General features: G+C 70.6%; 23 protein-coding genes. 4 read left to right on the top strand and 19 right to left on the bottom strand.

Translation table 11 applies throughout. The features are described from left to right. The first annotated feature begins 166 nt into the window (after positions 1–166). Both ACFVYE_RS16415 and ACFVYE_RS16410 read left to right on the top strand, forming a co-directional pair. Positions 167–2,071, top strand: coding sequence for a glycosyltransferase family 2 protein (locus ACFVYE_RS16415; protein WP_389606015.1), 1,905 nt, complete (start codon positions 167–169; stop codon positions 2,069–2,071). Beyond that, positions 2,068–4,002 carry a galactose oxidase-like domain-containing protein gene (locus ACFVYE_RS16410; RefSeq protein WP_389606013.1) on the top strand — a complete coding sequence of 645 codons (1,935 nt, stop codon included), beginning with the start codon at positions 2,068–2,070 and terminating at the stop codon, positions 4,000–4,002. Before ACFVYE_RS16415 ends, ACFVYE_RS16410 begins: the two co-directional genes overlap by 4 nt. A 45-nt stretch (positions 4,003–4,047) precedes the next feature. On the opposite strand, the gene ACFVYE_RS16405 is transcribed toward ACFVYE_RS16410, so the two are convergent. From ACFVYE_RS16405 to ACFVYE_RS16345, 13 genes are all read right to left on the bottom strand, one after another. Beyond that, a complete protein-coding gene (locus ACFVYE_RS16405) occupies positions 4,048–5,112 on the bottom strand; it encodes a glycoside hydrolase family 6 protein (RefSeq protein WP_389606073.1) in 1,065 nt (354 codons plus the stop codon). Between the two features lie 283 nt (positions 5,113–5,395). Then, entirely contained in the window at positions 5,396–6,079 is a 684-nt protein-coding gene (locus tag ACFVYE_RS16400) for a class F sortase (protein WP_383968310.1), read from the bottom strand. A 1-nt stretch (position 6,080) separates the two neighbouring features. Next, a complete protein-coding gene (locus tag ACFVYE_RS16395; protein ID WP_383968313.1) occupies positions 6,081–6,641 on the bottom strand; it encodes a hypothetical protein in 561 nt (186 codons plus the stop codon). Positions 6,642–6,766: 125 nt separating this feature from the next. Beyond that, positions 6,767–7,555, bottom strand: a complete 789-nt coding sequence (locus ACFVYE_RS16390; protein WP_383968315.1) for an HAD-IIA family hydrolase — start codon at positions 7,553–7,555, stop codon at positions 6,767–6,769. A gap of 249 nt (positions 7,556–7,804) precedes the next feature. Next, complete coding sequence (locus ACFVYE_RS16385; RefSeq protein WP_389606011.1) at positions 7,805–8,866, bottom strand: 2-aminoethylphosphonate ABC transporter substrate-binding protein; 1,062 nt, start codon at positions 8,864–8,866, stop codon at positions 7,805–7,807. Positions 8,867–8,938: 72 nt separating this feature from the next. Further along, on the bottom strand, positions 8,939–9,736 hold the full coding sequence (locus ACFVYE_RS16380; protein ID WP_389606009.1) for an ABC transporter permease: 798 nt from the start codon (positions 9,734–9,736) through the stop codon (positions 8,939–8,941). Further along, positions 9,723–10,673, bottom strand: coding sequence for a 2-aminoethylphosphonate ABC transporter permease subunit (locus ACFVYE_RS16375; RefSeq protein WP_383968323.1), 951 nt, complete (start codon positions 10,671–10,673; stop codon positions 9,723–9,725). Before ACFVYE_RS16375 ends, ACFVYE_RS16380 begins: the two co-directional genes overlap by 14 nt. After that, positions 10,666–11,757 carry an ABC transporter ATP-binding protein gene (locus ACFVYE_RS16370; RefSeq protein ID WP_389606007.1) on the bottom strand — a complete coding sequence of 364 codons (1,092 nt, stop codon included), beginning with the start codon at positions 11,755–11,757 and terminating at the stop codon, positions 10,666–10,668. Before ACFVYE_RS16370 ends, ACFVYE_RS16375 begins: the two co-directional genes overlap by 8 nt. Beyond that, positions 11,754–12,461 (bottom strand): phosphonatase-like hydrolase, encoded by a 708-nt coding sequence (locus tag ACFVYE_RS16365; protein ID WP_383968329.1) that lies wholly within the window; start codon positions 12,459–12,461, stop codon positions 11,754–11,756. The genes ACFVYE_RS16370 and ACFVYE_RS16365 overlap by 4 nt, the downstream gene beginning before the upstream one ends. Beyond that, positions 12,458–13,582, bottom strand: a complete 1,125-nt coding sequence (locus ACFVYE_RS16360) for a TIGR03364 family FAD-dependent oxidoreductase (RefSeq protein WP_383968332.1) — start codon at positions 13,580–13,582, stop codon at positions 12,458–12,460. The genes ACFVYE_RS16365 and ACFVYE_RS16360 overlap by 4 nt, the downstream gene beginning before the upstream one ends. A 140-nt stretch (positions 13,583–13,722) precedes the next feature. Then, positions 13,723–14,493: a GntR family transcriptional regulator gene (locus ACFVYE_RS16355; protein WP_383968335.1), complete on the bottom strand. Its 771-nt coding sequence runs from the start codon at positions 14,491–14,493 to the stop codon at positions 13,723–13,725. Positions 14,494–14,575: 82 nt separating this feature from the next. Next, on the bottom strand, positions 14,576–15,745 hold the full coding sequence (locus ACFVYE_RS16350) for a hypothetical protein (RefSeq protein WP_389606004.1): 1,170 nt from the start codon (positions 15,743–15,745) through the stop codon (positions 14,576–14,578). 317 nt (positions 15,746–16,062) lie between these two features. Then, positions 16,063–17,208, bottom strand: coding sequence for an ROK family protein (locus ACFVYE_RS16345; RefSeq protein WP_383968341.1), 1,146 nt, complete (start codon positions 17,206–17,208; stop codon positions 16,063–16,065). Positions 17,209–17,264: 56 nt separating this feature from the next. Between ACFVYE_RS16345 and ACFVYE_RS16340 the strand changes: the two genes are divergently transcribed. Further along, positions 17,265–18,425 carry a Gfo/Idh/MocA family oxidoreductase gene (locus tag ACFVYE_RS16340; RefSeq protein WP_389606002.1) on the top strand — a complete coding sequence of 387 codons (1,161 nt, stop codon included), beginning with the start codon at positions 17,265–17,267 and terminating at the stop codon, positions 18,423–18,425. After that, a complete protein-coding gene (locus tag ACFVYE_RS16335) occupies positions 18,422–18,901 on the top strand; it encodes a heme-degrading domain-containing protein (RefSeq protein ID WP_383968346.1) in 480 nt (159 codons plus the stop codon). The genes ACFVYE_RS16340 and ACFVYE_RS16335 overlap by 4 nt, the downstream gene beginning before the upstream one ends. Positions 18,902–19,039: 138 nt before the next feature. On the opposite strand, the gene ACFVYE_RS16330 is transcribed toward ACFVYE_RS16335, so the two are convergent. The 6 genes from ACFVYE_RS16330 to ACFVYE_RS16305 all read right to left on the bottom strand — a co-directional run bounded on the left by ACFVYE_RS16330 (position 19,040) and on the right by ACFVYE_RS16305 (position 23,964). Then, positions 19,040–19,900, bottom strand: a complete 861-nt coding sequence (locus tag ACFVYE_RS16330) for a fumarylacetoacetate hydrolase family protein (protein WP_383961376.1) — start codon at positions 19,898–19,900, stop codon at positions 19,040–19,042. A gap of 136 nt (positions 19,901–20,036) precedes the next feature. Further along, positions 20,037–20,807 carry a YidC/Oxa1 family membrane protein insertase gene (locus tag ACFVYE_RS16325; protein WP_383961373.1) on the bottom strand — a complete coding sequence of 257 codons (771 nt, stop codon included), beginning with the start codon at positions 20,805–20,807 and terminating at the stop codon, positions 20,037–20,039. 91 nt (positions 20,808–20,898) lie between these two features. Next, positions 20,899–21,231, bottom strand: coding sequence for a DUF6412 domain-containing protein (locus ACFVYE_RS16320; protein WP_383961370.1), 333 nt, complete (start codon positions 21,229–21,231; stop codon positions 20,899–20,901). 216 nt (positions 21,232–21,447) lie between these two features. Continuing rightward, the gene (locus ACFVYE_RS16315) at positions 21,448–22,983 is read right to left on the bottom strand and encodes a sodium:solute symporter (RefSeq protein ID WP_389605998.1); all 1,536 of its coding nucleotides are present in this window, start codon (positions 22,981–22,983) and stop codon (positions 21,448–21,450) included. Next, positions 22,980–23,138, bottom strand: a complete 159-nt coding sequence (locus ACFVYE_RS16310; protein ID WP_383757032.1) for a DUF3311 domain-containing protein — start codon at positions 23,136–23,138, stop codon at positions 22,980–22,982. The genes ACFVYE_RS16315 and ACFVYE_RS16310 overlap by 4 nt, the downstream gene beginning before the upstream one ends. 55 nt (positions 23,139–23,193) lie before the next feature. Beyond that, positions 23,194–23,964 carry a class E sortase gene (locus tag ACFVYE_RS16305; RefSeq protein ID WP_383961392.1) on the bottom strand — a complete coding sequence of 257 codons (771 nt, stop codon included), beginning with the start codon at positions 23,962–23,964 and terminating at the stop codon, positions 23,194–23,196. Between the last annotated feature and the right edge of the window lie 99 nt (positions 23,965–24,063).

Genomic DNA, 24,063 nt, shown 5'->3' with positions numbered 1-24,063 from the left:
TCGGGGACAGATGTCGGGGAGGCATCAGACAGCCGGAAGGGCGCCGTTCCGTATCTGAGCGGAAGGTCGCCCGCCATTGATGTCGTCCGCGGCGACCGACGGGGAATCGCCGTGGCCGAGACGACCGACCAGTCACGCACTGACCATGCGTGCAGGGGGATGGCCCATGACGTCGACGCCGACAGGCGCCCGGCAACAGAACAACGACCTTTCCCGGACCACTCAGCTCCGGATTCCGGCGCAGCCGAGGACCGGGGAACAACGGCGGCAGCCGAGGGATGCATTGCCTCGTTACGACTACGAGCACTACAGCCGGCTCGCCGGCCCACTGACCCGGCCCGGTCCGGGCAGACCGTACCGGGTGCAGTACCGCTCGCTGCTCTCGCAGGAGCCGCACAGAATCCGCGCGGCGCTCCTGCTGGGCGCCGCGCCCCTCGTCTCGCTCGGCCTGTTCGCCTGGCTCATGCAGCCGGATCACTGGACGCGGCGCGACCCGAATCCCAAGAACGACACGCTGCTGGTCCTCGACATCGTGATGCTGGTCTCGATCGGCCTGATCGAGCTCTTCCGCACACTGAACGTCCTGTCGAACGCGCACGCGACGCTGGTCGCGCGCGACCCGGTCCCGGTCGTACCGGAAACCGGCACCAGGGTCGCCTTCCTCACCTCCTTCGTCCCGGGCAAGGAACCCCTGGAGATGGCGACGAAGACCCTTCAGGCCGCGGTCCGCATCCGGCACCGCGGGACGGTGCACGTCTGGCTGCTCGACGAGGGCGACGACCCGGCCGTGAAGGAGGTCTGCGCCCGGCTCGGGGTGCACCACTTCACCCGCAAGGGCGTCGCGCGCTGGAACCGTCCCGAGGGTGCGCACCGCGCGAGGACCAAGCACGGCAACTACAACGCCTGGCTGGACGCGCACGGCGGCGAGTACGACTTCTTCGCCTCCGTCGACACCGATCACGTACCGCTGCCCAACTATCTGGAGCGGATGCTCGGCTACTTCCGCGACCCGGACGTCGGCTTCGTCATCGGCCCGCAGGTCTACGGCAACTACGACACGTTCGTCACGAAGGCCGCCGAGTCCCAGCAGTTCCTCTTCCACGCGCTGATCCAGCGCGCGGGCAACCGCTACGGCGCCCCGATGTTCGTCGGCACCAGCAACGCGGTGCGGATCTCGGCCCTCAAGCAGATCGGCGGTCTGTACGACTCGATCACCGAGGACATGGCGACCGGCTTCGAGATGCACCGCGCCCGAAATCCGCGGACCGGCCGCAAGTGGCGCTCGGTCTACACCCCTGACGTGCTGGCCGTCGGCGAGGGCCCGACCGCGTGGACGGACTTCTTCACCCAGCAGCTTCGCTGGTCGCGGGGGACGTACGAGACGATCCTCAAGCAGTACTGGAAGGGCTTCTTCTCGCTCCCCGTGGGCAAGCTCTTCAACTACACCATGATGATCATCTTCTACCCGATGTCCGCCCTGAACTGGATCCTCGCGGCACTGAGTTGCGCACTGTTCCTGGGGATGGGCGCCTCGGGTGTGCAGATCGACCCGACGGTCTGGATGATGCTGTACGGCAATGCCTCGGCGCTCCAGATCGGCCTGTACATCTGGAACCGGCGGCACAATGTCTCACCGCACGAGCCCGAGGGCTCCGGCGGCCTGGCCGGCATGATGATGTCCGCGCTCTCCGCCCCGGTCTACGCACGCTCGCTGCTGGATGCCGTGCTGCGCCGCAAGAGCTCGTTCGTGGTGACGCCGAAGGGCGACTCGTCCAGCCCGGACACCCTCTTCGGCACCTTCCGGATCCATCTCTTCTTCGTCCTGGTCTTCGGCGGCTCCATCGCCGCCTCCTTCGTACTCGGACACAGCCATCCGGCGATGCTCACCTGGGCCGCCATGGCGTTGCTGATCACCGCGGCACCGATCCTCGGCTGGCAGTACACCGCCCGCACGGAGAAGCGGAAGCGCCGCGCCGCACCGCACTCGCAGCCGGCACACATACGGCCCGGTCCCGAGCGGGCCGACGACCGGCAGACCATGCAGATCGCTCTTGGGGGACGTGAACGATGAAGTACCGTCCGAGCCTCCGTACCCGCCGCATGGCGATCAGTACGGCGGTGGTTCTGGCACTCTCGGGAGCGAACGGGCCGTGGGTGTACCGCTTCAGCAGCGAGCGCTACCACGAGTACACGATCAACAAGCCTGACTACAAGGCCGCGAACGGCCACTGGGACATCCTGGACATCCCCTCCGGGTACCGGATCAATACGATCCACGCGGCGCTGCTGCACACCGGCAAGGTGCTGCTCGTCGCGGGCTCCGGCAACAACCGGGAGAACTTCGACGCGAAGAGTTTCCGGTCGGTGCTGTGGGACCCGAAGACCGATGAGTTCAAGAACGTGCCCACGCCCAAGGACTTGTTCTGCTCGGGTCACACCCAGCTGCCCGACGGCAAGCTGCTCATAGCCGGCGGCACCAGGCGCTACGAGAAGCTCAAGGGCGATGTCACCAAGGCCGGCGGCCTGATGACCGTCCACAACGAGGACCCGGACAAGCCGATCACCCTGCCCGCGGGCACCCGGTTCACGGGCAGTGCGAACGGCAGGACGTTCGTCTCCAAGGACCCTGTGCTGATCGAGAGGGCCACCAAGGTCTTCGACAGGAGGACCGGCGCGTTCCTGCGCAACGACGCCGGCCTCGGCCGGATCTATGTAGAGGCGCGGAAATCCGGTACGGAGTACGGGACGGGCGCCGAGGACAGCTACCGGATCGCGGGCCTGACCGGCTCCGACGCGCGGAACGTGTACGGAATCGCGCAGAAGCTCGCCCTCGACAAGAAGGACTTCCAGGGCATCCGGGAAGCCTTCGAGTTCGACCCGGTGGCGGAGAAGTACATCACCGTCGACCCGATGAACGAGGCGCGCTGGTACCCGACGCTGACCACCCTCCAGGACGGCAGGGTCCTCGCCCTCTCCGGGCTGGACGAGATCGGGCAGATCGTCCCCGGCAAGGACGAGATCTACGACCCGAAGACCAGGAAGTGGCAGTACACCGGCATCGTCCGGAGGTTCCCCACATACCCCGCGGTCTTCCTGCTGAACGACGGGAGGCTCTTCTACTCCGGCTCGAACGCCGGATACGGCCCCGCCGATGTCGGCCGCGAGCCCGGCATCTGGGACCTGGCGACGAACAGTTTCAGGAAGATCCCCGGCCTGGGCGACGCCGACGAGATGGAGACCTCGGCGACGGTACGGCTGCCCCCGGCCCAGGACGAGAAGTTCGTGGTCATCGGCGGTGGCGGGGTCGGCGAGTCCGACAGGTCGAGCGCGAAGTCACGTCTGGTCGACCTGAAGGACCCCGCCCCGAGGTTCCGGGACGGCGCCTCGCTGGAGGAAGGCACCCGTTATCCGAGCGCCTCCCTGCTCCCCGACGACTCGCTGCTGGTCACCGGCGGTTCCGACGACTACCGCGGGCGCGGCGGGTCCAATGTGCTGCAGGCCCGGCTGTACGACCCGGGGACGGACACGTACGAGCGGGTCGCCGACCCGTCGGTGGGCCGCAACTACCACTCGGGGTCCGTACTCCTGCCCGACGGCCGGGTCATGGTCTTCGGTTCGGACTCGCTCTACGCGGACCGGGCGAACACCCGGCCGGGCGTCTTCGAGCAGCGCATCGAGATCTACACGCCGCCGTATCTGTACCGCGGTTCGCGCCCGGAGCTGACGGCCGGGCCGAAGAGCATCCGACGCGGCAGTGCGGGCAGGTTCACGACGGCGCACGGGTCGACGATCACCTCGGCGAAGCTGATGCGGCCGAGTGCGGTCACCCATGTCACGGACACCGACCAGCGGTCGGTGGCGCTGGGCCTGAAGAGGACGGCGGGCGGGATCACGGTGACGGTGCCGGGGAACCGCGCGTTGGTGCCGTCGGGGTGGTACATGCTGTTCGTGACGGACGGCAGAGGGACGCCGTCCGAGGGGATGTGGGTCGAGGTGCCGTAGGTGCGGGTTCCGCGGGGCGTCCGGTGATTCCGGGCGCCCCGCACCCTATTTCGTCGCCCGGGCCAGCCCCAGCGCGTACTCGGGCCACCAATCGCCCGCCTTCGGACCGCCCTTGCAGTCGCCGTCGGACTCGCCGGGCCTCTTGACCCAGAGGTAGGCGTCGACCAGTTCGTCACCCGTGTCGGTCGTCGGCGTCTCGCCGAGCGCGCGGCCGGGCGGGTTGCACCAGTTCTCCTCGGGCGCGCCCCCGTTGTACGGGCCGTTGCCGTTGCGGCTGGTGTCGATGACGAACGGCTTGTCGCCGATCTTCGCCGAGAGCTGCTTGCCGAAGTCCGTACTGTCCGCCGTGGTACGGAAGTTGGAGACGTTGACGGCGAATCCGTCGGCCGCTTCGATGCCCGCCCGCCGGAGCGGCTGGAAGAGCGCGTCGGGGGTGCGCCAGCCTGCGTTGCCGGCGTCCATGTAGACGCGAGTGTCCGGCTGCTGCTTGAGCCGCTCGACGGCCCCCTTCAGCAGGTCGTACCGCTCCTCGTGGAACTCCTGCGGCGTGCACCCGTCGACCATGTGCAGCAACGCGTCCGGCTCCAGGATCACCGTGGCGCGCCGGTCACCGATGCCCTTGGCGACGCCCTCCAGCCAGGCCCGGTACGCATTGCCGTCGGCGGCGCCGCCCTTGGAGAACTGCCCGCAGTCGCGGTGCGGGATGTTGTAGAGGACCAGCAGCGCTTCCCGGCCGGCCTTCTCGGCCGCCTGCGTGAAGCCCTTCGCCTCGGCCTCCGGATCGTCCGGGCCGATCCACTCGCCGACGGGCTGCCGCGCGATCTTCTCGATCAGACCGGCGTTCTCCCCGTCGCCGTCCTTCGTGTACGCGGCGACCTGCCTGGCCGCGTTCCCGTCCGGGTTGACCCAGTACGGGTCGCTGCCCCGGGGATGCTGACCGATGGCACCGGCATTCTTCCCCGCGCCGCCGGAGCCGGGGGACGAGCCGGACGAACCCGCGCCGCCGGAGCCGGACGAGGCGGAGCATCCCGCGAGCAACAGAACGGCCCCGGCCGCGGCCACCGCGCCCGCCCGTCTCATGCCCGACCGGCCGTTGTAGCTGCCGTACATCCACTCCCCCTCGGGTGCGACGGCGGTGCACTGCCGCGTCCCCTTCATCCTGGCACAGGGCTTCTGTCCGTTCACCCGGAAGCCGAGAGTGACCGATTACCGACGGTGCGTCAGAAAGTCTCTGGGCCAAGGCGGTTCGCCGCCCTAGAGTGTCGGGCACGGTCCACCCCTGGCCTCCCGTGTCGGCGCCGGCTACTCCCGCACCCGCCCGCCGCGGTCGAGGACCGGCCCGGTCGGCGCCCCGGGGGAAGAGGGCTGCCGGCCGGGCCGGATACCGCCGTCGTCAGTCGCTGCCGCTCCCCCCGGACTTCTCGCCGGTCAGGTAGGCCGAGACGACCACATTCGCGTCGTACGAGCGCGACGCCCGGTCGTAGGTGCCGCCGCAGGTGATCAGGCGGAGTTCGGCGCGGCCGTTCCTGCGGGGGCCGTACGCCTTGTCGGCGTTGAAGCGTTCCCGGGTGAAGACCTGGACGTCGTCGATGGTGAATTCGGCGACCCTGCCGTCCGCGCGGATCACCTCGACCTTGGCACCGGGGCGGGCCGCGCTGAGCCCGTAGAAGACAGCCGGTTCGGTCTCGGTGTCGACATGGCCGACGAAGAGGGCGGGGCCCTTCGCTCCGGGCTCGATGCCGTTGCCGTACCAGCCGACGGTCTGGGGCGTGTCGAACGGAGGTGGTTCGATCGCCCCGTCCTTGTCCAGGCCGCGGGCGACCACGGGCGCCTTGATGCCTATCGACGGGACCTCGACCCGCTCCGGCGCGGCGCCCTCGATCGGGTCGTGAGCCGGGGGCAGCGGGACGCCGAGCGGGCGCCCGACTGCGGCGATGTCGCCGGTGGTCGGAGCTGAGCTGGCGCCGGAGCCGTCGGCGATGTCGCGGCCCCACAGCCACAGGCCCATCAGTAGGACGGCCCAGGCCACTCCGGTGAGCAGCCGACCGTGACCCTCGGGGCGGTCGGGGGCGGACATATCAGTCCTCGGCCGGACGGCGACGGCGCACGCTGCGGAACGCAACGGCGGCGGCCGCGACGGCGGCCAGGGCCAGACCGATCACCGCTTGTACGACGCCGGGGCCGTTCTGATGGGCTTCCTTGTCGGTGAGGACGGCGGTGCCGCCGCCTCCCGCGCTGACCGGCGCGAGGGGCGTGGCCTGGTCGCGGTCGATGACGGTGACCCTGCCGGATGTCTTGGTGCCCTTGTCGTCCGTACAGACGATCTGGATGTCGTGGTCGCCCGGGGAGGCGTCCGAGCTGATCCGGGCCTGCGCGAAGAGGCCCCCGTCCGCGGCGGGTGAGAAGCGCGCCTCCGAGACGAAGGCGTCGGAATTGCCCTTGGCCTCCTTGCCCCCGCAGGCGTCCAGCCTGAGGGCCACGTCGCCGCCCGGGGCGGCGGAGGGCGGGGTCACCGAGAGTGTGGTGCGGGAGTCCGAGCCCGTCTGGTCGGACCCGGATTCGGCCAGTGCGGCGGAAGCCGGCACCAGAGTCGCCGCGACGGCCGCGACGGCACAGAACGTGAGGGGTATCAAACGCATCGTGAACCTCCTTAAGGAAGGTTCACGCCTGCCCGGGCTTTTCGCATCCGCAGGAGCACGGGGGCGGGCCGGCAAGGACCGCCCGGAACGCTCCCCCGCCCCCTGGGGCCGGTGCCCCGCCGTGCTCAGCCCGCGTCGACGAGGTCGACCAGATCGGCGATGGAATCGACGACCGTGGACGGCCGGAACGGGTACTTGTCGATGTCGGCCACTGTGGTGAGACCGGTGAGGACCAGGAACGTCTGCATCCCCGCCTCCAAGCCGGCCAGCACATCGGTGTCCATCCGGTCGCCGATCATGGCGCTGGACTCGGAGTGGGCACCGATCGCGTTGAGTCCGGTGCGCATCATCAGCGGGTTGGGCTTGCCCGCGAAGTACGGGTCCTTGCCGGTGGCCTTGGTGATGAGGGCGGCGACGGATCCGGTGGCGGGCAGCGGACCCTCGGCGGACGGGCCTGTCTCGTCCGGGTTGGTGCAGATGAAGCGGGCGCCGCCGTTGATCAGCCTTATCGCCTTGGTGAGCGCCTCGAAGCTGTACGTGCGGGTCTCGCCGAGGACCACGTAGTCCGGCTCGTGGTCGGTGAGGACGTAGCCGATGTCGTGCAGGGCGGTGGTGAGCCCGGCCTCTCCGATGACGTACGCCGTGCCGCCGGGCCGCTGGTCGTCCAGGAACTGGGCGGTGGCCAGGGCGGAGGTCCAGATGTTCTCCACGGGCACGTCGAGACCCATGCGGTCCAGGCGGGCGTGGAGGTCGCGCGCGGTGTAGATCGAGTTGTTCGTGAGGACCAGGAAGGGCAGCCCCGAGTCCCGCAACCGCTTGATGAAGGCATCCGCTCCGGGGATCGGCGTCCCCTCGTGGATCAGGACTCCGTCCATGTCGGTGAGCCAGGATGAGATCGGCTTGCGCTCTGCCATGTGGGACTCCTGCCGTACGCCGTGTGCGGGGACGCCGGCGGCACCGCGTTGTGCAGCGCCGACATCCCCGATTTTAGGCCGTCCGTTCAACCAGCCGATACGGCCGGAACGCCCGGTACCGAGACCACCCGGTGCCGGATCACCGGCAGCGGGTCACCCGGCGCCGCCTTCGGGACGGTCCAGACCCGTTACCTTTGCGCGATGATCCGCCGAAGTCCCTTTCCCTCAAGGTGAATCGCCGGCCGCCGGTCAGCTGCCGGTGGCCGACTTCCAGGCCTCGACGTACGTGTCCAGGTTGGTGCCGATGTCCGACCAGTCGGGCTCGAAGATCTCCACGCCGTCCATCAGCTCGGCGAGCTCGGTGGCGTTGGCGTCGGTGGCCTCGACGTCCTTGCGGGCCGAGAAGCCGCCGCCGACGGCGCTGACGTCCTTCTGGGCCTGCTCGGAGAGCATGAAGTCGAGCAGCTTCTTGCCGTTGGCGCTGTGCGGGGCCTTGTCGACCAGGCCGGCCGCGTACGGCAGAGCGAAGGTGGTGGGCTTGCCGCCCTCCTTCGCGGGGAACCAGATGCCGAGGTTCGGCATGTCCTTGGACTGTGCGTAGTTCATCTGGACGTCGCCGTTGGCGGCGAGCAGTTCGCCCTTGTCGACCTTGGGGGCGAGCTTGCCGGTGGAGGCGGACGGGCCGACGTTGTTGGCCTGCAGCTTCTTCAGGTACTCCATCGCCGGCTCCTTGCCGCCGAAGTCGTGCATGGCCTTGATCAGTACGGCCGTGCCGTCACCGGCGACTCCGGGGGTGGAGTACTGGATCTTGTTCTTGAACTTTCCGTCGAGCAGCTCCTCCCAGGTGGTGGGTGCCGACTTCAGCTCCTTCTTGTTGTAGATGAAGCCGAAGTAGTTGTTGACGACGGAGGTCCACTTGGAATCGGACGCCTTGTCGGCGCCGTCGACCTTGTCGGAACCGGCCGGTGCGTACGCCGTGAGCAGGCCCTTGCTGTCGGCCTGCTGGATGAACGGCGGCAGGGTGACCAGCACATCGGCCTGGGTGTTGGACTTCTCGCGGACGGCGCGCTGCACCATCTCGCCGGAGCCGCCCTCCACGTACTTGACCTTGATGCCGGTCTTCTTCTCGAAGTCCTTGAAGACCTTGTCGTACCAGCCGTCGCCGTTCTCGCCCTTGAGGCCGTCCGCGCTGTAGACGGTGACGACCTTCTCGTCGGAGGCGGCCGAGGAGCCGCCGCAGGCGGAGAGGGTGGCGGCGAGGGCGAGGCAGCCGGTGACGGCGGCTATGGGCTTGAGGTGGTTCTTGCGCATGGCAGTCGTATCTCCTGGATGTCGGCCGGAAGCCGGCCGGAGTCGGTACGGGGGTATCGGCCGATCCACGGATCAGCGGTACGAGGCCCTGGTGCGGATTCGGGCGACGCCGAGCAGCACGAGCAGCGTCGTTCCCATCAGGACCACGGCGACGGCCGCTCCGGTGAACAGCGAGCCACGGTCGGTGGCCGCGAAGATCTGCACCGGGAGCGGTGTCCAGTCCGGCGGGTAGAGCATCATCGTGGCGCTCAACTCGCCCATGGACAGCGCGAAGCAGAGCCCTGCGGCCGCCGTGAGGGCCGGCAGCAGGAGCGGTAGCTTGATGCGCCACAGGACGTACGAGGGTCGGGCGCCGAGACTGGCCGCCGCCTGTTCGTACATCGGGTCGATACGCACTATTGCTGCCGAAACCGACGAATAGGCGAACGCCGTGACAAGAATCGTGTGCGCCAGGATCACGATCCAGCGCGTCCCGTTCAGCAGCATCGGCGGCTTGCTGAACGCGACGAGCACGGCGAGGCCGACGACGACCGACGGCACGGCGACCGGCAGCATGAACAGCGCATCGAGGAATCTCCTGCCGCGCCTGCGCAGCGAGGCGGCGGCGAGCGCGGCCCAGGAGCCGACGGTGAGGGCGAGCAGACTGGCGCTGACGGCGGTGATCAGGCTGGTGGTCAGGGCCTGGAGGGAGTCGCCGCCGGTCGCGGCCGCGTAGTGCTCGGTGGTCGGCCCCGAGGGGAAGGCGCCGGACCAGTTGGTGGTGAACGACGCGGCGAGGATGACCAGCAGCGGCACCGCGAACAGCGGGACGAAGAGCACGAAGAACACGGCCCAGGCGGCCCACTTCCCCGTACGGCTATGCACCAACACGGCGGCTCACCATCCGATACAGGCTGTAGAGACCCACGGAGATCGCGATGTTGACGACGGCGACGACACAGGCGGCCGGGTAGTCGGACTCCAGGATCGCCTTGCTGTAGACGAGCATCGGCAGGGTCGTGACCCCTTTCGCGCCGGTGAACAGCACGATGCCGAATTCGTTGAGACACATCACGAGGACGAGGCTGCCGCCCGCGGCGAGCGCGGGGAGCGCCTCGGGAAGGATCACCTGCCGCACGATCCGGGCCGGCCTGGCGCCCAGCGAGGACGCCACCTCCAGCTGCGCGGTGTCGAGCTGCGAGAACGCGGCGAGCAGCGGGCGCATCACGAACGGGGTGAAGTACGTGACCTCGGCGAGCAGCACACCCCACGGGGTGGTGAGGAAGTCGAAGGGCCCGCCAGACGCCCCGGTGACGTCCGTCCACAGGCCGTTGGCCATGCCGACATTGCCGTAGATGAACAGCAGGGCGAGCGTGATCAGGAACGACGGGAAGGAGAGGAAGACGTCGATGAACCTGGCGACCGCCCTGCCTCCGGGGAACGGCACGAACGCGATGACCATGGCCAGGACGAAGCCCAGCACCAGACATCCGACCGTCGAACCGACCGCCAGCCACACGGTGGTCGTCAGCGCGGAGCGGAACGACTCGGAGGCGAACACGTCACCGTACGGGGCGAGCGAGGTGCCGCCCTCGTCCGGGCTGACGGACTGCTGAACGACGAGGGCCAGCGGGTAGAGGAAGACGAGTGCGAGGACGGCGACGGGCGGCAGCGCCCAGACGAAGCGGGGGATTCGGCGGTCGCCCGCACCCCGGTCCGGGCCCTCGACCGGCTTGCGCGGGCCGGCGGTCAAGCCCGTCCGCCGCTTGAGGACGGAGCGGCCGCCGGACGGTCCCGGGCGGACGTCCGCGGTCAGCGCGCTAGGCATGCGCCCCTCCCCCGGCTCCCGGTGCCGTGCCCGCAGGCAGCAGCACCGCATCCTCCGCAGCGAAGTGCAGCGTCACCGTGTCTCCGAGCACCGGCGTCTCGCGCAGCTCGCGGAGATCCGCCTTGACCCGGTGCCCCTCGACGTCGACGTACAGCCGGTGGGTGGAGCCGCGCCACTGCACCTCGGCGATCGTGCCGCTCAGCGCGTTGGGCCCGTCGCCGAGCCCGACCAGATGGGGCCGGACGCACAGGGTGGCGGTGGCACCGCCGGCCGCTTCGCCGGTCGGTACGTCGAGCGCGCGCCCCGCGAAGTCGACGGTGTCGGCGGCGTCGGCGACGGTGACCGGCAGCAGATTCGCATTGCCGACGAACGACGCGGTGAACTCCGTACGCGGACGGCGGTACAGCTCCTGCGGGGTGCCGCAGTCCTGCAGCCGCGCCTTGTCCACGACCGCGATCCGGTCGGCGAGGGTGAGCGCCTCGACCTGGTCGTGGGTGACGTACAGGATGGAGACGTCCGGCAGCTCCCGGTGCAGTCGCGCCAGTTCGGCGAGCATTCCGGAGCGCAGCTGGGCGTCGAGCGCGGAGAGCGGCTCGTCGAGCAGGAGCACGCCGGGGCGGATGGCGAGCGCGCGGGCGATGGCGACGCGCTGCTGCTGGCCGCCGGAGAGTTCGCGCGGGTAGCGCCCGGCGTAGGCGGCCATGCCGACGAGTTCGAGGGCCTCGGCGACCCGCTCGGGGATCTCCGCCTTCGCCGCCTTGCGGGCCTTGAGTCCGAAGGCGACGTTGTCCTGGACCCGCATGTGCGGGAAGAGGGCGTACTGCTGGACGACCATGCCGATGCCGCGCTTGTGCGGCGGCAGCCCGGTGACATCCCGGTCGCCGAGGTACACCCGGCCCGAGGCGGGCTGCACGAATCCGGCGACGGCGCGCAGGGCGGTGGTCTTGCCGGACCCGGAGGGCCCGAGCAGCGCCATGACCTCGCCGGGTTCGACGGTCAGATCGAGCCGGTCGAGGACGGTGTTCCCGCCGTACGCGACGCTGACCTGATCGAAACGGATCCCGCCGGTGGCCCCGCCGGTCATGCTTCCGCCCGGGCGATGAGGTCCGGCAGCCCGGCGACCGAACGAAGGACGTGCGTGGCCCCGTTGCGGGTCAGCTGGTCCTCGTCGTGTGCGCCGGTCAGCACGCCCGCGACGATCCCGGCCCCGGCACGTATACCGCTGAGCATGTCGTACGAGGTGTCCCCGGCGACCACGGTCTGCTGGACGCCGTCCACCGCACCGGTGCGCAGGAAAGCGGCGAGGACCATGTCCGGGTGGGGACGCCCGCGCCCGCCCGCGTCGGCGGGGCACAGGGTCAGGTCGGCCAGGTCCTGCCAGCCGAGTGCGGCGAGGATCGCGTCCTGGGTGACGCGTGCGAACCCGGTGGTGAGGACCACCGTGCGGCCGGCCGACTTCAGCTCCTCGATCGTCTCGCGGGCGCCGGGGACCGGGGCGATGAGGCCGCCGTCGACCAGCTCCCCGTACGCCTCCTCGAAGGCGGTGTTGGCCTGCTGGGCCCGGTCCTCGTCACCGAAGAGGTGGCGGAAGACGGAGATCTTGGACTCGCCCATGGTGGCGCGTACGTAGTCGAGCTTCCCGGCGTGGTCGGCGGAGCCGGGCTCCACGCCGAGGCGCTGGGCCGCGGCGGAGAAGGCCTGCTCGACGAGGCCGCCGTCGGCGACGGTGGTGCCGGCCATGTCGAGCACGATCAGGTTGAGGGGGTTCTGCGAGGTCAACTTCTTCACCAGCCCAGTTCGTCGGCGGTCGTTTCGGCAATTGCGGGTGAGCAGGTCATGCCGCGGCCTCCCGGTCCGGTGACCAGCCAGACGCCGTCTCGCACCTGCTGGCGGTGGACGACCCGGCCGGTGTCGGTGCACTGGGCATAAACCCCGGCCCAGCGGTGGCGGATCCTCGGCAGCGGGCGGCCGAGGAAGGATTCGACGACCCCGGTGAGGTGCTCGTACGGCTCCTCGACGGTGTCGAAGGAGAAGGGGTGCTCGTACTCGTGGGTGTCGCCGATGGTCAGTCCGCCGTCGCGGCGCTGCACCATAAGGAGCTGCATCCTGTGCTCGGCGGCGGTCGGCGCCTGTGCCTGCCGGGCGTTGAGGGTGTCCAGTGCCTCGCTCCGGTACGCCGGGTAGTAGCGGAAGCTGTCGGCGTCGGCGACGGAGGTGGTGAGCGGCTCGCCGAGCGGGTCGGTCTGCATCATCTGGAGGCGTACGCGACGCACCGGCAGATCGGGGCCGGCCAGTTCGCGGACAAGTCCGCCGAGCCAGGCTCCGGTGGCCAGGATCACGGCGTCACCGGTGTGCACATCGCCGTGGTCGTCGCGGACGGAGGCGGCACCCATCACCTCGCGGACCTCACGCCCGCCGAGGTACGTATACCGCCCGGACTTCAACAGCTCCTGCTTCAGTGCCAGTTGGGCGGTGCGCGGCTCGACCGCCGCATCCCGCTCGCACCACAGGGCGGCGGTGAAGCCGCCGCGCAGCGCGGGGTTGATCGCGCGGGCCTCGTCGGCGGTGAGCAGCTTGTAGCCGCGGGCCGCCGCGTCGGGGCGGGCGACGGCCGCCTCTGCGACGGCGGTCTCCAGCTCGGTGCGGAGCGGGGTGAGCGAGCCGCAGGGCCGGAAACCGAGGCCGGGGACCCGGGCCCCGATGCCCTCCCACAACTCACGGGCTCGAAGTGCGGTCTCCAGCTCCTCGCCACCGGCCCGGCCGCTGACCCATATCTGTCCGAAATTGCGGAGCGATGCCCCGCGCGCCTCACTCTCGCGCTCGATCTGTACGACCTCGTGGCCGCGGTTCACTGCGTGCCAGGCGTGCATGGTTCCCACCACGCCGGCTCCTACGACGATGACTCTCACGACGGCTACGCTCCTCGGGGCCGGTGACCCGCACGGATCGGCACGGCAACGGGAGGGTGAACTGGGCCCCAAACTTGGACTAGACCCGTTACATTCTCGTTATCATGATGAGTCGATCGACGGCTGCCGTCCGGGGTCGTTCAGCGTCCGCCCTGGGCGCCCAGGTGTGCGGTGAAGGAGAACCTGTCCCCGCGGAAAAGGGTCCGTACGCGCTCCAGCGGCTTCCCGCCCGTATCGCGCGAGATCCGGTGGATCAGCAGCATGGGCAGTGCGGGCGGCGTACCGATGAGCAGCGCCTCGCGCGGCGTCGCGAGCACGGTCTCGATCCGCTCGTCCGCGTCGCCGAAGGAGATCCCGAGCCGGTCGCGGAGGTAGGCGTAGAAGGACGAGTCGGGGTCGAATCCCTTGTCGAGATCCGGCACGCGGGCGACGGAGACGTACGTGCTCTCCAGACCGACCCGGTCGTCGTCGGCGAGCAGCACCCGCTCCAGGTGCCAGACCGGTTCGCCGCGCCCCACCCCGATGTCGGCGGCCAGCGCCTCGGGGCAGGGGAACCGCTCCAGACCGATGAGGTGACGGCCGGGGGTGCGGCCCTGACGGCGTACGCCTTCCGTATAGCTCGCCAGCGAGAGCGGCTGCTCCAGCTTGGGGCCCGCGACCACGGTGCCGCGCCCCTGCCGGGCGAGCCGCCCCTCCAGCAGGAGTTCGCGCAGTGCCTGGCGCACCGTCTCGCGCGAGACTTCGTAGCGCTCGGCCAGATCGCGTTCGGTGGGCAGCATGCCGCCCTCACCCAACTCCTCTATGAGGAGGGATACATGAGCCTTGACGGCGTAGTACTTGGGGATACGGCCGTGCTCCGGGATGCCGGAACGGATGGGTGCGCCAGGTGTCTGGTCGTACGGGTAGTCCACGGCCCGATGGTGGCAGACGGACATGAACACCTGTGAACGCCCAGGCGCGGAGGGGCCTGGCGACGGGTGCGGAAGGGGCGGTTCAGGGGCGGGGGCGGCGGCGCAGGCGGCGGGACCAGACCACCATGGCCCCGCCACCGATCAGGAACCCGGCAACGGTGATGCCGGGGTACGGACCGGTGGCCGGGCCGGTTGCGGCCAGCTCGGGGAGGTGGCTGCCGGCAGGGGCCCGGCCGGGTACGAGCGGCCGCGGAGCATCACCGGTGCCGGTGCCGGCGGTGTCACCGGTGCCGGCGGTGGCGCTGGACCTGGCTTCGTCGGGCAGGGTGTCGCGGGGAGTGTCGCCGACCTCCCCGGTCCCACCGACCTCCCCCGTCCTGCCGACCTCCCCAGCCCTGCCGACCTCCCCAGCCCTGCCGACCTCTCCCGTCCCGCCGACCTCCCCGGGCTCGTCGATCTCTCCCGGCTCGTCGACCTCCCCCGGCTCGTCGATCTCTCCGGTCTCGCCGCTGTCGTCGACGACGGCGAAGGGGTATTCGCCGGACTCGCCGACCCAGACCCCGTCGTCCTTTCCGGTCCCGCCGCTCGCTGCGCCCTGCCGCTGGACGATCGCGGCGTTGGCGGTGATCCGGCCCGGGCTGGTGTCCGAGGTGAACGCCATCCGGACCTGGACGGTGACGGTACGGCCCGCGGGGACGGTGAAGCCGTCGAAGGAGTCGGCACCGTCGCCGCCGAAGACGCCGATGTGTTCGTCCTGGTCGGTGGTCTCCCAGATGACGCGGTACTCCACATCGGGACGGCTCGGCTCGGAGAACTCCAACTGGATCTGGTCGGAAGTCAGCTTCCGGTCCTCGTCGGTGAGGACCAGCACAGGATGGATGGCCCGGCACGACTCGGTGGTGGTGTTGGTGAGGTCCAGGAACCAGGTTCTGTAGCCGCCGCCGGATGCGTAGGTGTCCGGGCCACCGTGGATACGGGTGCTGATCGGGAAGTCGCTCGCCTCGGGATCACCGCAGGTGGGCTGCTGGTCGGCGGTGGCGGAGTCCGGCTTCGAGACCGGGGTGGCCGAAGGTGCGGCAGAGGCGGGTGCGGCGGATGCGCCGCCGAGGACGACGGGGACCACACTCGCCGCCGCCAGCCCGAGCGCGAGCCGGTGCGGCGTACGCCCGGGGAGCGGGTGCGGGGGCGAAGGGGGATGTGCCGGGGCGGTGGATGCGGGAACGGAAGCGGCGGCGGACAGAGGGACGGGCACAGGACCGGCCGCGGGGATGGGTTCAGGGTTCGAAGCGGAAGGACTGCCGGACGGGGGCGGTGTGGGGGGCATGTGGGGGCACCCTTCGCTGCTCGCGAGACGGTCGGCTCGCCCCGTGCGCCGGAGTTCACCGGTTCTGGGCCGCGACGCTGCCACGCGCGCGCGAGGCGACCGGCACCGACATGCCGCGGGGCCGCCCGGCCGGCGGCCCGGAACCGCTCGATCGGCTCAGTGCGCCCCGCGTACGCGCTTCTGCCCCGGGCCGCCGGGCGCGCACCGGACCGAAGCCGGACCCGCCGCCCTCGGCCGCCGGGCGGTCACGGGACCAGGACCGCGCCCCCGTCCGCACCTCCGACGTCCACACCTGCGACCCGCCCGAACAGCGGGGCCAGGACCAGCTGCGCCGCCCCCTCCGCGACCGGCCGGTCCCCTCCCCCGGCGGCGGTGACCGGCACGGGCGCGTCGATGCCGCCCCGCCGGGCGCGCTCCTCGATCACGGCGCGGACGCCTCGTACGTACGCATCGGGGTCGGCGGCGACGGTACGGCCGCCCAGCATCACGCGGTCGATGTCGAGCAGCCCGACGAGGTTGGCGGCGCCGGTTCCGAGCACCCGTGCAGCCTCCGCGACATCACCGCGGGCGACGGCGGCGAGACAGAGCGCCTCGATGCAGCCGCGCCCCCCGCAGCTGCACACCGGCCCGTCCAGCTGGACGGTCTGGTGCCCGAACTCACCGGCCCCGGTACGGGCCCCGCGATGCAGCCCCCCGCCCAGGACCAGCCCGGCGCCGAGCCCGGTCCCGAGGTGCAGATACGCGAAATCGCCCGCGCCCGCCGCACGCAGGGCCAGGCCCAGGGCCGCGGCGTTGGTGTCCTTGTCGACGACGACGGGCAGCCCGGTCCTCGCGGCGAGCGCGTCCCGCAACGGATACCCGTCCCACTGCGGGAACCCGGTGACGCGGTGCAGCACCCCGCCCCGGTGATCGAGCGGCCCCGGCACCGCCACGCCGACCCCGAGCACCGGCAGGTCCACAGGCTGTGCGCCCCTGTCTTGTACCGCCGCGACCGCGTACGCCGCCACCGCGACCACCTCGTCCGCCGGGGCGCCGAAGTCCAGCGGGGCGGTACGGCTGGCGGCAACCGCGCCGGCCAGGTCGACGAGCACCACCGTCAGCTCGTCGCGGTCCAGGTGCATGCCGACCGCGTACCCGGCGTCCGGCACCAGCCGCAGCACGGTGCGCGGCTTGCCCCCGGTGGAGGCCCGGTGGCCCGCATCGGTCGCCAGGCCCTCGGCGCGCAGCCGAGCGGTGATCTTGCTGACGGCCTGCGGCGTGAGCCCCGTACGCTCGGCGAGTTCGAGCCTGCTGATGCCGCGCTCGCCCGCCACACGCAGCAGATCCAGCACCAACGCCGCATTGTGGCTGCGCAGCGTCGGCAGGTTCGCGCCGCTATTACTCCTGTTCACAGCCCCATTGTCCCTGTCGCTTGCACTTTGGCAACAGCGTTGCTTAAGTGGCAGCCATGACTGGCAACGCGACTCACGAGACGCCCGGGCTGTCCGAGACCCCCCTGCGCGTCGGACTCGTCGGCTACGGCCTGGCGGGTTCCGTCTTCCACGCCCCGCTGATCGCCGCGACCGAGGGCCTCGTCCTCGACACGGTCGTCACCTCGAACGAGGAGCGGCGGGCGCAGGCGCGCGCCGAATTCCCCGACGTACGGTTCGCCGCGTCGCCCAAGGAGCTGTGGGGGCGCGCGGACGAACTCGATCTGATCGTGATCGCGTCGCCGAACAGGACCCATGTCCCGATCGCGACCGCTGCGATCGAGGCCGGTCTGCCGGTCGTCGTGGACAAGCCGATCGCCGGTACGGCCGCCGAGGCGCGGGAGCTCGCGGCCCTCGCCGAGGAGCGCGGGCTGCTGCTCTCGGTCTTCCAGAACCGCCGCTGGGACAACGACTTCCTCACTCTCGCCCGCCTGCTCGCGGACGGCGAGCTGGGGGACGTGCAGCGCTTCGAGTCCCGTTTCGAGCGGTGGCGCCCGCAGCCGAAGGGCGGCTGGCGCGAGTCGGGCGACCCGCAGGAGATCGGCGGGCTGCTGTACGACCTGGGCAGCCATGTCGTCGACCAGGCGCTCGTCCTGTTCGGACCCGCGGTACAGGTGTACGCGGAGTCCGATGTGCGCCGCCCCGGCGCCGCCGCCGACGACGACACGTTTCTCGCGATCACCCATGCGAACGGGGTCCGCTCGCATCTCTATGTCAGCGCCACCACGGCCCAGCTCGGCCCGCGCTTCCGGGTGCTCGGCTCGACCGCCGGCTATGTGAAGTACGGCCTCGACCCGCAGGAGGCCGACCTGCGCGCGGGCGCGCGTCCGACGGCGAACCGGCCGTGGGGCGAGGAGCCCGAGGAGCTGTGGGGCCGGATCGGCTCGGGCGAGTCCCCGCTGACGGGCGGCGGCGCCCCGGTCCGTACGGTGCCGGGCGACTACCCCGCGTACTACGCGGCGGTCACCGACGCACTGCGCGGAAAGGGTGACAATCCAGTGACCGCCCTCCAGGCCGCCGCTGCCCTGGACGTACTGGAGGCCGCGCGCCGCTCGGCCCGCGAGGGCGTCACCGTGTCCCTGAAGGCCGCAACCCCGTCCGCCTCCGCCGATACCGATACCGAGGAGCAGACCGTATGAACCCCACCGCTCCGACCATCTCCGAGCTCATCGCTCAGGAGCGCCGACTGACGCTGCCGCATTTCAGCTACGACGACGCGTACGCGCTCGGCGGCCTGCTCGTCTCGATGGCCCGGGAAAGGCACGCCCCGGTCGCGATCGACATCCGCCGTGGCGCGCAGCAGCTGTTCCATGCCGCGCTGCCGGGATCGAGCGCGGACAACGACGCCTGGATCGACCGCAAGCGCAAGGTCGTGGAACGGTACGGCGAGAGCTCGTACCTGGTCGGATCCCGGTTCCGGTCGAAGGGGACGACCTTCGACGAGTCCTCGCGCCTGGACCCGGACATGTACGCCGCGCACGGCGGTTCGTTCCCGATCGCGGTCGAGGGCGCGGGCGTCATCGGCTCGGTGACGGTCTCGGGCCTGCCCCAGGCGGAGGACCACGCCCTGGTGGTCGAGGCGCTGGAACACTTCGCGACGACGATCGGCGCGTGACGGGAAGGAGGGGTGGGGTGCTGCTTGCACAGCACCCCACCCCTCCGATCTTTGCGACCGGTCAAATCAAACCCGTCCGGCGCTTGAGGACAGAGCGGCCCCGGACGCCCCGGCAGACCGCCCCACCCGACACCACCGCTACGCGTCCTTGAGCTCCTGCCGCTGCCGCCCCAGCCCCCCGACCTCCAGCTCCACGACATCCCCCGCCCTCAGATACGGCTTGGGCTCGGGCTGCCCCAGAGCGACCCCCGCCGGCGTCCCGGTGTTGATCACATCGCCCGGGTACAGCGTCATGAAGTGGCTGAGATACCGGACCACCTCGCCCACCGGGAAGATCTGGTCGGCCGTCGTGCCGTCCTGCTTCAGTTCACCGTTGACCCAGAGCTTCAGCGGCAGCGCCTGCGGGTCGGCGACCTCGTCCGCCGTCACCAGCCATGGCCCCAGCGGGTTGAACGTCTCGCAGTTCTTGCCCTTGTCCCAGGTGCCGCCGCGCTCGATCTGGAACTCGCGCTCGGAGACATCGTGCGCCGTCGCGTATCCGGCGACATGCGCGAGCCCCTCATCGGCGGACTCCAGATAGCGAGCGGTGCGCCCGATGACGACCGCGAGCTCGACCTCCCAGTCGGTCTTGACGCTGCCGCGCGGCACCAGCACCGTGTCGTCGGGCCCGACGACGGTGTCCGGCGCCTTGAAGAACAGGATCGGCTCGGCGGGAATCGCCGCACCGGTCTCGGTGGCGTGGTCGTGGTAGTTCAGCCCGATGCACACGATCTTGCCGATCCGGGCGAGCGGCGGCCCGACCCGAAGCCCCTCGGCGTCGAGCTCGGGCAGTTCGCCGGGCGCGGCCGCGGCGGCCCGTACCCGGGCCAGCGCGGACTCGTCGGCGAGCAGCGCGCTGTCGATGTCGGTGACGATTCCCGACAGGTCACGCAGGGTTCCGTCCTCGTCCAGCAGTGCTGGTCGTTCCGCGCCTGCCGTACCCACACGAAGCAGCTTCAACGGTCTATCTCCCCTTGGTCGAGATCGGGCCCGTCGGATGGGTGGCGGCCATCGCAGGCTTGTCCGATCGTCCAAGACATCCGATCACTCCGCAAGACCCTGTTCACACACTGGACCGGCGCACTCGCCGCCCCGATTACGCCGCGGTGGCCATGGCGGCGCCCGCGGCCGGCATGTCGCGGTAGAGGACGGCCCGCTCGATCGCGGTCCAGGTGGTGCTCGTGACGACGTACAGCGCGGCGGCGAGCGGCACGACGGACACGGTGAAGAGGGTGGCGAAGGACATCAGGGGCATCAGCTTCGTCATCGCACCCATGCCCGGGACCGGCTGTCCGTCGGGGCCGGTCGTCGGGGTGACGGGGTTGGCGGCCATCTGCCGCTTCGTACGCCGGAAGTTGAAGGTGGCCACGGCGGCGACGATCGCGAACAGGCCGAGGTAGACCATGCCCTGCGCCCCGAACAGCCCGCCGTGCGCGAGCGCGTTGTGCCAGCGCTCGCCGAGCGGGGCTTCGAAGAGCTGGTGGCCGAGCAGCGCGTTGGGGTCGCCGCCGATCTTCTGGCTGGAGAAGAGGTGGTAGAGGAGGAAGAAGGCGGGCATCTGCAGGAGGCTGGGCAGGCAGCCGGAGAGCGGCGAGACCTTCTCCTCCTTGTGCAGTTCCATGAGCGCCTTCTGCATGCGCTCGGGGTTCTTGCCGTGTTTCTTGCGCAGTTCGGCGATCTGCGGCTGGAGCCTGGTGCGGGCTTTCTGCCCGCGCGCCGCGGCCCGCGACAGGGGGTGCACGGCGAGCCGCACGAGCGCCGTGAACAGCACGATCGCGGCGGCGGTGGACGCGGTCTGGAAGAGCGGGTGCAGCACATCGGCCAGCGCACCGACCAGGTCGGCGAATGCGGACATGAAGACGGACATGGGTGAGCCCTCCGGGGGTCTCGTCTTGCCGGGAAGAGGAGCGAACTCGGCATGACGAACCGCGAGGGGTGCCTACTACTGGTGTGAGCCCCTACGCGGCCGTCGGGAGGGCGCGGCCGGGGGCTCGGGGGCGTCTGCGCCCCTTGGCGTCCGGGTCTCGCTGTGGCAGGAACGCGGTGCGTTTCTCCCGGTCGCGTATGGCCGTACGGACCCGGGTGCGGGGCACGGGGACGGCACAGCGGGCGCTGATGACCGAGGCGGCGACGAGCGCGGAGCCGGCGGCCGCCGTGGCGGCGAGCGCGACGGCGGCGGAGAGGCTGCCGCCTTCGGCGAGGAGGACTTCGGTGACGAGGAAGAGCAACAGCCCCACGGGGCGGAGCAGCCGGGCGAGGCCACCGCGCAGACGGTTCACGTCACCGCTCATCGGCCCCTCCCCTCTTCCCCTTCGCGGCCTGACGGCCGGGCTCACGCAGCCGCACTTTTCGCGCAGGTGTGCGTTCGGCTCTCCAGCCGTTATACACGATGGGTCCGGCACACCCGTCCGCGCTCAGGCGCGATCGGTCTCCAGCGGCCGCAGCAGTCGGTGCGGCGCGAGCAGGGCGCGGCCTGCTGTCGGTGGGCCCGGCCCTGCCGGCGACGGTCAGTGTCCTGTTCCTGCGGGAACGCCGCTGAGCTCCGCGTCCTCCTCCGGAGACCCGATCTCGTCCCGCGCGAGCACCTCGCTGTCCGGCCGGTCGTCGCGCTCGCGCGGGCCCGCGTACGTCACGGCGAGCGCGACGACGAGGTTGGCGCCGAGCGCCACGATGCCCGCGTTCATCCCCCACACCGGATCGTTCTCCGTGAACACGAACCCGCACACCGCGCCCACGCCGACGACCAGCCCGCTCATCGCCCCGAGCAGGGTCAGCCGCCGCCATATCAGCCCCAGCAGCACCATGGGGAGCAGCTGCGCCATCCCCTCGTACGAGATGAGGGAGAGCCGTACGAGGGTGTTCGGCGCGGTGTACGTGAGCACGAGCGCGATCACACCCGCGGCCACCACGACGGTCTGGGCGGCGCCCTTCTGCCGCCGCTCCCACCGCGGCACGAGCGACAGCACGCTGCGCCCCCACATCGTTCCGATGACCAGCATGAAGACGGCCATCGGCACGATCGACGACAGAGCCGCCGCCACACCGATGACGCCGACCGCCCAGGCCGGCAGCGAGTCCACGACGAGCTTGAAGAGCGCCAGGTTGGACTCGGCGCCCACGAGCCCCGGCACGACGAAGAGAGCGGCCATACCGAGCAGCATCGGCACGAAGAGCAGCACGTTGTAGGCGGGCAGCCACATCGCGTTGCGGCGCAGTACGTCGGCGTTCTTCGCGCCGAGATAGCCGGCGACGGTCGTCGGGAAGATCACCACGGTGAGGGAGTTGAGGAACGAGGTGGTGATGAACCATGCCTGCCCGAGCCCGCTGTCCCCGTGCCCGGGGAAGGTCAGCCACTGGCTCTTCTCGGTGACGAGCCGGTCGAGGAAGGGCCCGTAGCCGTCGAAGTAGTGGATCGGTACGTAGATGGCGAGGAAGCCGAGCGTGGCGATCACGAGGATGTCCTTGAGGACGGACACCCATGCGCTGCCGCGCAGCCCGCTCACCACGACGAAGCCGGTGGTGACGGCGAAGGCTATGAAGTAGGCCCAGTTCAGGCTGATGGCACCGTAGGAGATGGTCGAGACGACCACGCCCATGCCGGTGATCTGGAGCTGGATGTACGGCAGCAGGAAGAGGGTCGCGAGGACGGCGACCAGCGCACCGAGCCAGGGCCGTCCGAAGCGGTGCGCCACCATGTCGGTGATCCCGACGAGCCCGTGCTTGCGTGCGTACGCCCAGAGCGTCGGCCCGACGACGTAGCCGAGCGCGTAACCGCAGGACATGTACGCCACCACGTAGAGCACGGGCGCCCCGTAGTTGTAGCCCCATCCCGCGGCGCCCAGGTAGCTGAAGCTGGTGTAGCCCTCGCCGGCCATCAGCACCCAGATGAACACGGTCCCGAGGCTGCGCCCGCCCACGGACCACTCCGCGAGCCCGCCACCGTCCCCGCTCCCTCTCCGCCGCCCGCGCATCGCGAGCAGCCCGAGGGCAACGGTGACGACCATGAAGAACCCGAAGACGGAGGTCGCGACTGCGGCGTTCACCGGCGGTCCCCCCGTCGGGTCAGCCATACGGCGACGGGTGTCAGCAGGGTCGCCCCGAGCAGCCATACGAAGAGGAACGGCAGCCCGAGAACCACGGGATGGACCCGGTTCACGAACGGCAGCACCCCCAGGTACAGGACATGGGGGACCAGCAACCACAACAACTGCGGACGTCGTCTGAGCACGTCAGGGAACCTTAGTGCGGCACCGCTACCGCGCCCGGACCCCCGTCAGCTTCCCCCATACGACAAGCCGGTAACGGGAGGTGAATTCGGGCGTGCACGTAGTGAGCGTCACATAGGAGGCGGCCGTGCTGTACCCGGCGTACGGCTTCACATTGCTGCGCGGGACGGCCGCGATGACACCGCTGTCACGGGCGCTGGTCTGCCCGAGCGTCCGGTCGACGGTGTACGTGTAGACGGCGTCCCGGGTCTCGACATCGATCCGGTCCCCGCGCCGCAGCCGGTTGATGTACCGGAAGGGCTCGCCGTGCGTGTTGCGGTGCCCGGCGAGCGCGAAGTTCCCGGCCTGGCCGGGCTGTGCGGTGCGCGGGTAGTGCCCGACGTACCCCTTGTCGAGGACGCCGCGTTTGCTGATGCCCTGGGCGACGGGGGCGGTGAGCCCGAGCCGCGGGATACGGATGACGGCGTATGCCTGATCCCAGCGGGGCGCGGTCGGTGCGGTGCGGCCCCCGGACGCACCCCCGCCGGGAGCCCCGCGGCCGGACCCGCCACTGCTCTCCGTACCGCCCTGCGACCCCTGTGGCTGTGGCGGCTGCTCCTGTGGCTGCCCCTGTGGCTCTCCCCACTCCCTCTGAAGGGCCTGCACCTTGTGCTGGGCGTCGGCGCGGGCCTGCCGGTTGGTCCACCACAGCTGATGAACAACGAGCAACAACAGGACGACGCCCAGGGTCACCACCACCTCGGCGCCCGTCCACAACCCGCGCGCGGCGACCCGACGCCCTCGCGAGTTCCGCTGCATCACGACCGGTATCCGCTCCCGCACGGCCCGCACGATAGGGCCATGTGCCGTAACTCTCCAGGGCCGGAACAACCCTCCGTCCAGGTGCCGTACAGCAGT

It is taken from the genome of Streptomyces sp. NPDC058239 (genome assembly GCF_042882185.1).
In the GTDB taxonomy this organism is placed as follows: domain Bacteria; phylum Actinomycetota; class Actinomycetes; order Streptomycetales; family Streptomycetaceae; genus Streptomyces.
This window is presented reverse-complemented; position numbering and strand designations above follow the sequence as displayed.

What these genes read in the sequence shown, in the direction of transcription:
- ACFVYE_RS16415 (WP_389606015.1), top strand. Translation starts at nt 167, where the DNA reads ATGACGTCGACGCCGACAGGCGCCCGGCAACAGAACAACGACCTTTCC.
- ACFVYE_RS16410 (WP_389606013.1), top strand. Translation starts at nt 2,068, where the DNA reads ATGAAGTACCGTCCGAGCCTCCGTACCCGCCGCATGGCGATCAGTACG.
- ACFVYE_RS16405 (WP_389606073.1), bottom strand. Translation starts at nt 5,112, where the DNA reads ATGTACGGCAGCTACAACGGCCGGTCGGGCATGAGACGGGCGGGCGCG.
- ACFVYE_RS16400 (WP_383968310.1), bottom strand. Translation starts at nt 6,079, where the DNA reads ATGTCCGCCCCCGACCGCCCCGAGGGTCACGGTCGGCTGCTCACCGGA.
- ACFVYE_RS16395 (WP_383968313.1), bottom strand. Translation starts at nt 6,641, where the DNA reads ATGCGTTTGATACCCCTCACGTTCTGTGCCGTCGCGGCCGTCGCGGCG.
- ACFVYE_RS16390 (WP_383968315.1), bottom strand. Translation starts at nt 7,555, where the DNA reads ATGGCAGAGCGCAAGCCGATCTCATCCTGGCTCACCGACATGGACGGA.
- ACFVYE_RS16385 (WP_389606011.1), bottom strand. Translation starts at nt 8,866, where the DNA reads ATGCGCAAGAACCACCTCAAGCCCATAGCCGCCGTCACCGGCTGCCTC.
- ACFVYE_RS16375 (WP_383968323.1), bottom strand. Translation starts at nt 10,673, where the DNA reads ATGCCTAGCGCGCTGACCGCGGACGTCCGCCCGGGACCGTCCGGCGGC.
- ACFVYE_RS16370 (WP_389606007.1), bottom strand. Translation starts at nt 11,757, where the DNA reads ATGACCGGCGGGGCCACCGGCGGGATCCGTTTCGATCAGGTCAGCGTC.
- ACFVYE_RS16340 (WP_389606002.1), top strand. Translation starts at nt 17,265, where the DNA reads ATGACTGGCAACGCGACTCACGAGACGCCCGGGCTGTCCGAGACCCCC.
- ACFVYE_RS16335 (WP_383968346.1), top strand. Translation starts at nt 18,422, where the DNA reads ATGAACCCCACCGCTCCGACCATCTCCGAGCTCATCGCTCAGGAGCGC.
- ACFVYE_RS16325 (WP_383961373.1), bottom strand. Translation starts at nt 20,807, where the DNA reads ATGTCCGTCTTCATGTCCGCATTCGCCGACCTGGTCGGTGCGCTGGCC.
- ACFVYE_RS16320 (WP_383961370.1), bottom strand. Translation starts at nt 21,231, where the DNA reads ATGAGCGGTGACGTGAACCGTCTGCGCGGTGGCCTCGCCCGGCTGCTC.
- ACFVYE_RS16305 (WP_383961392.1), bottom strand. Translation starts at nt 23,964, where the DNA reads ATGCAGCGGAACTCGCGAGGGCGTCGGGTCGCCGCGCGCGGGTTGTGG.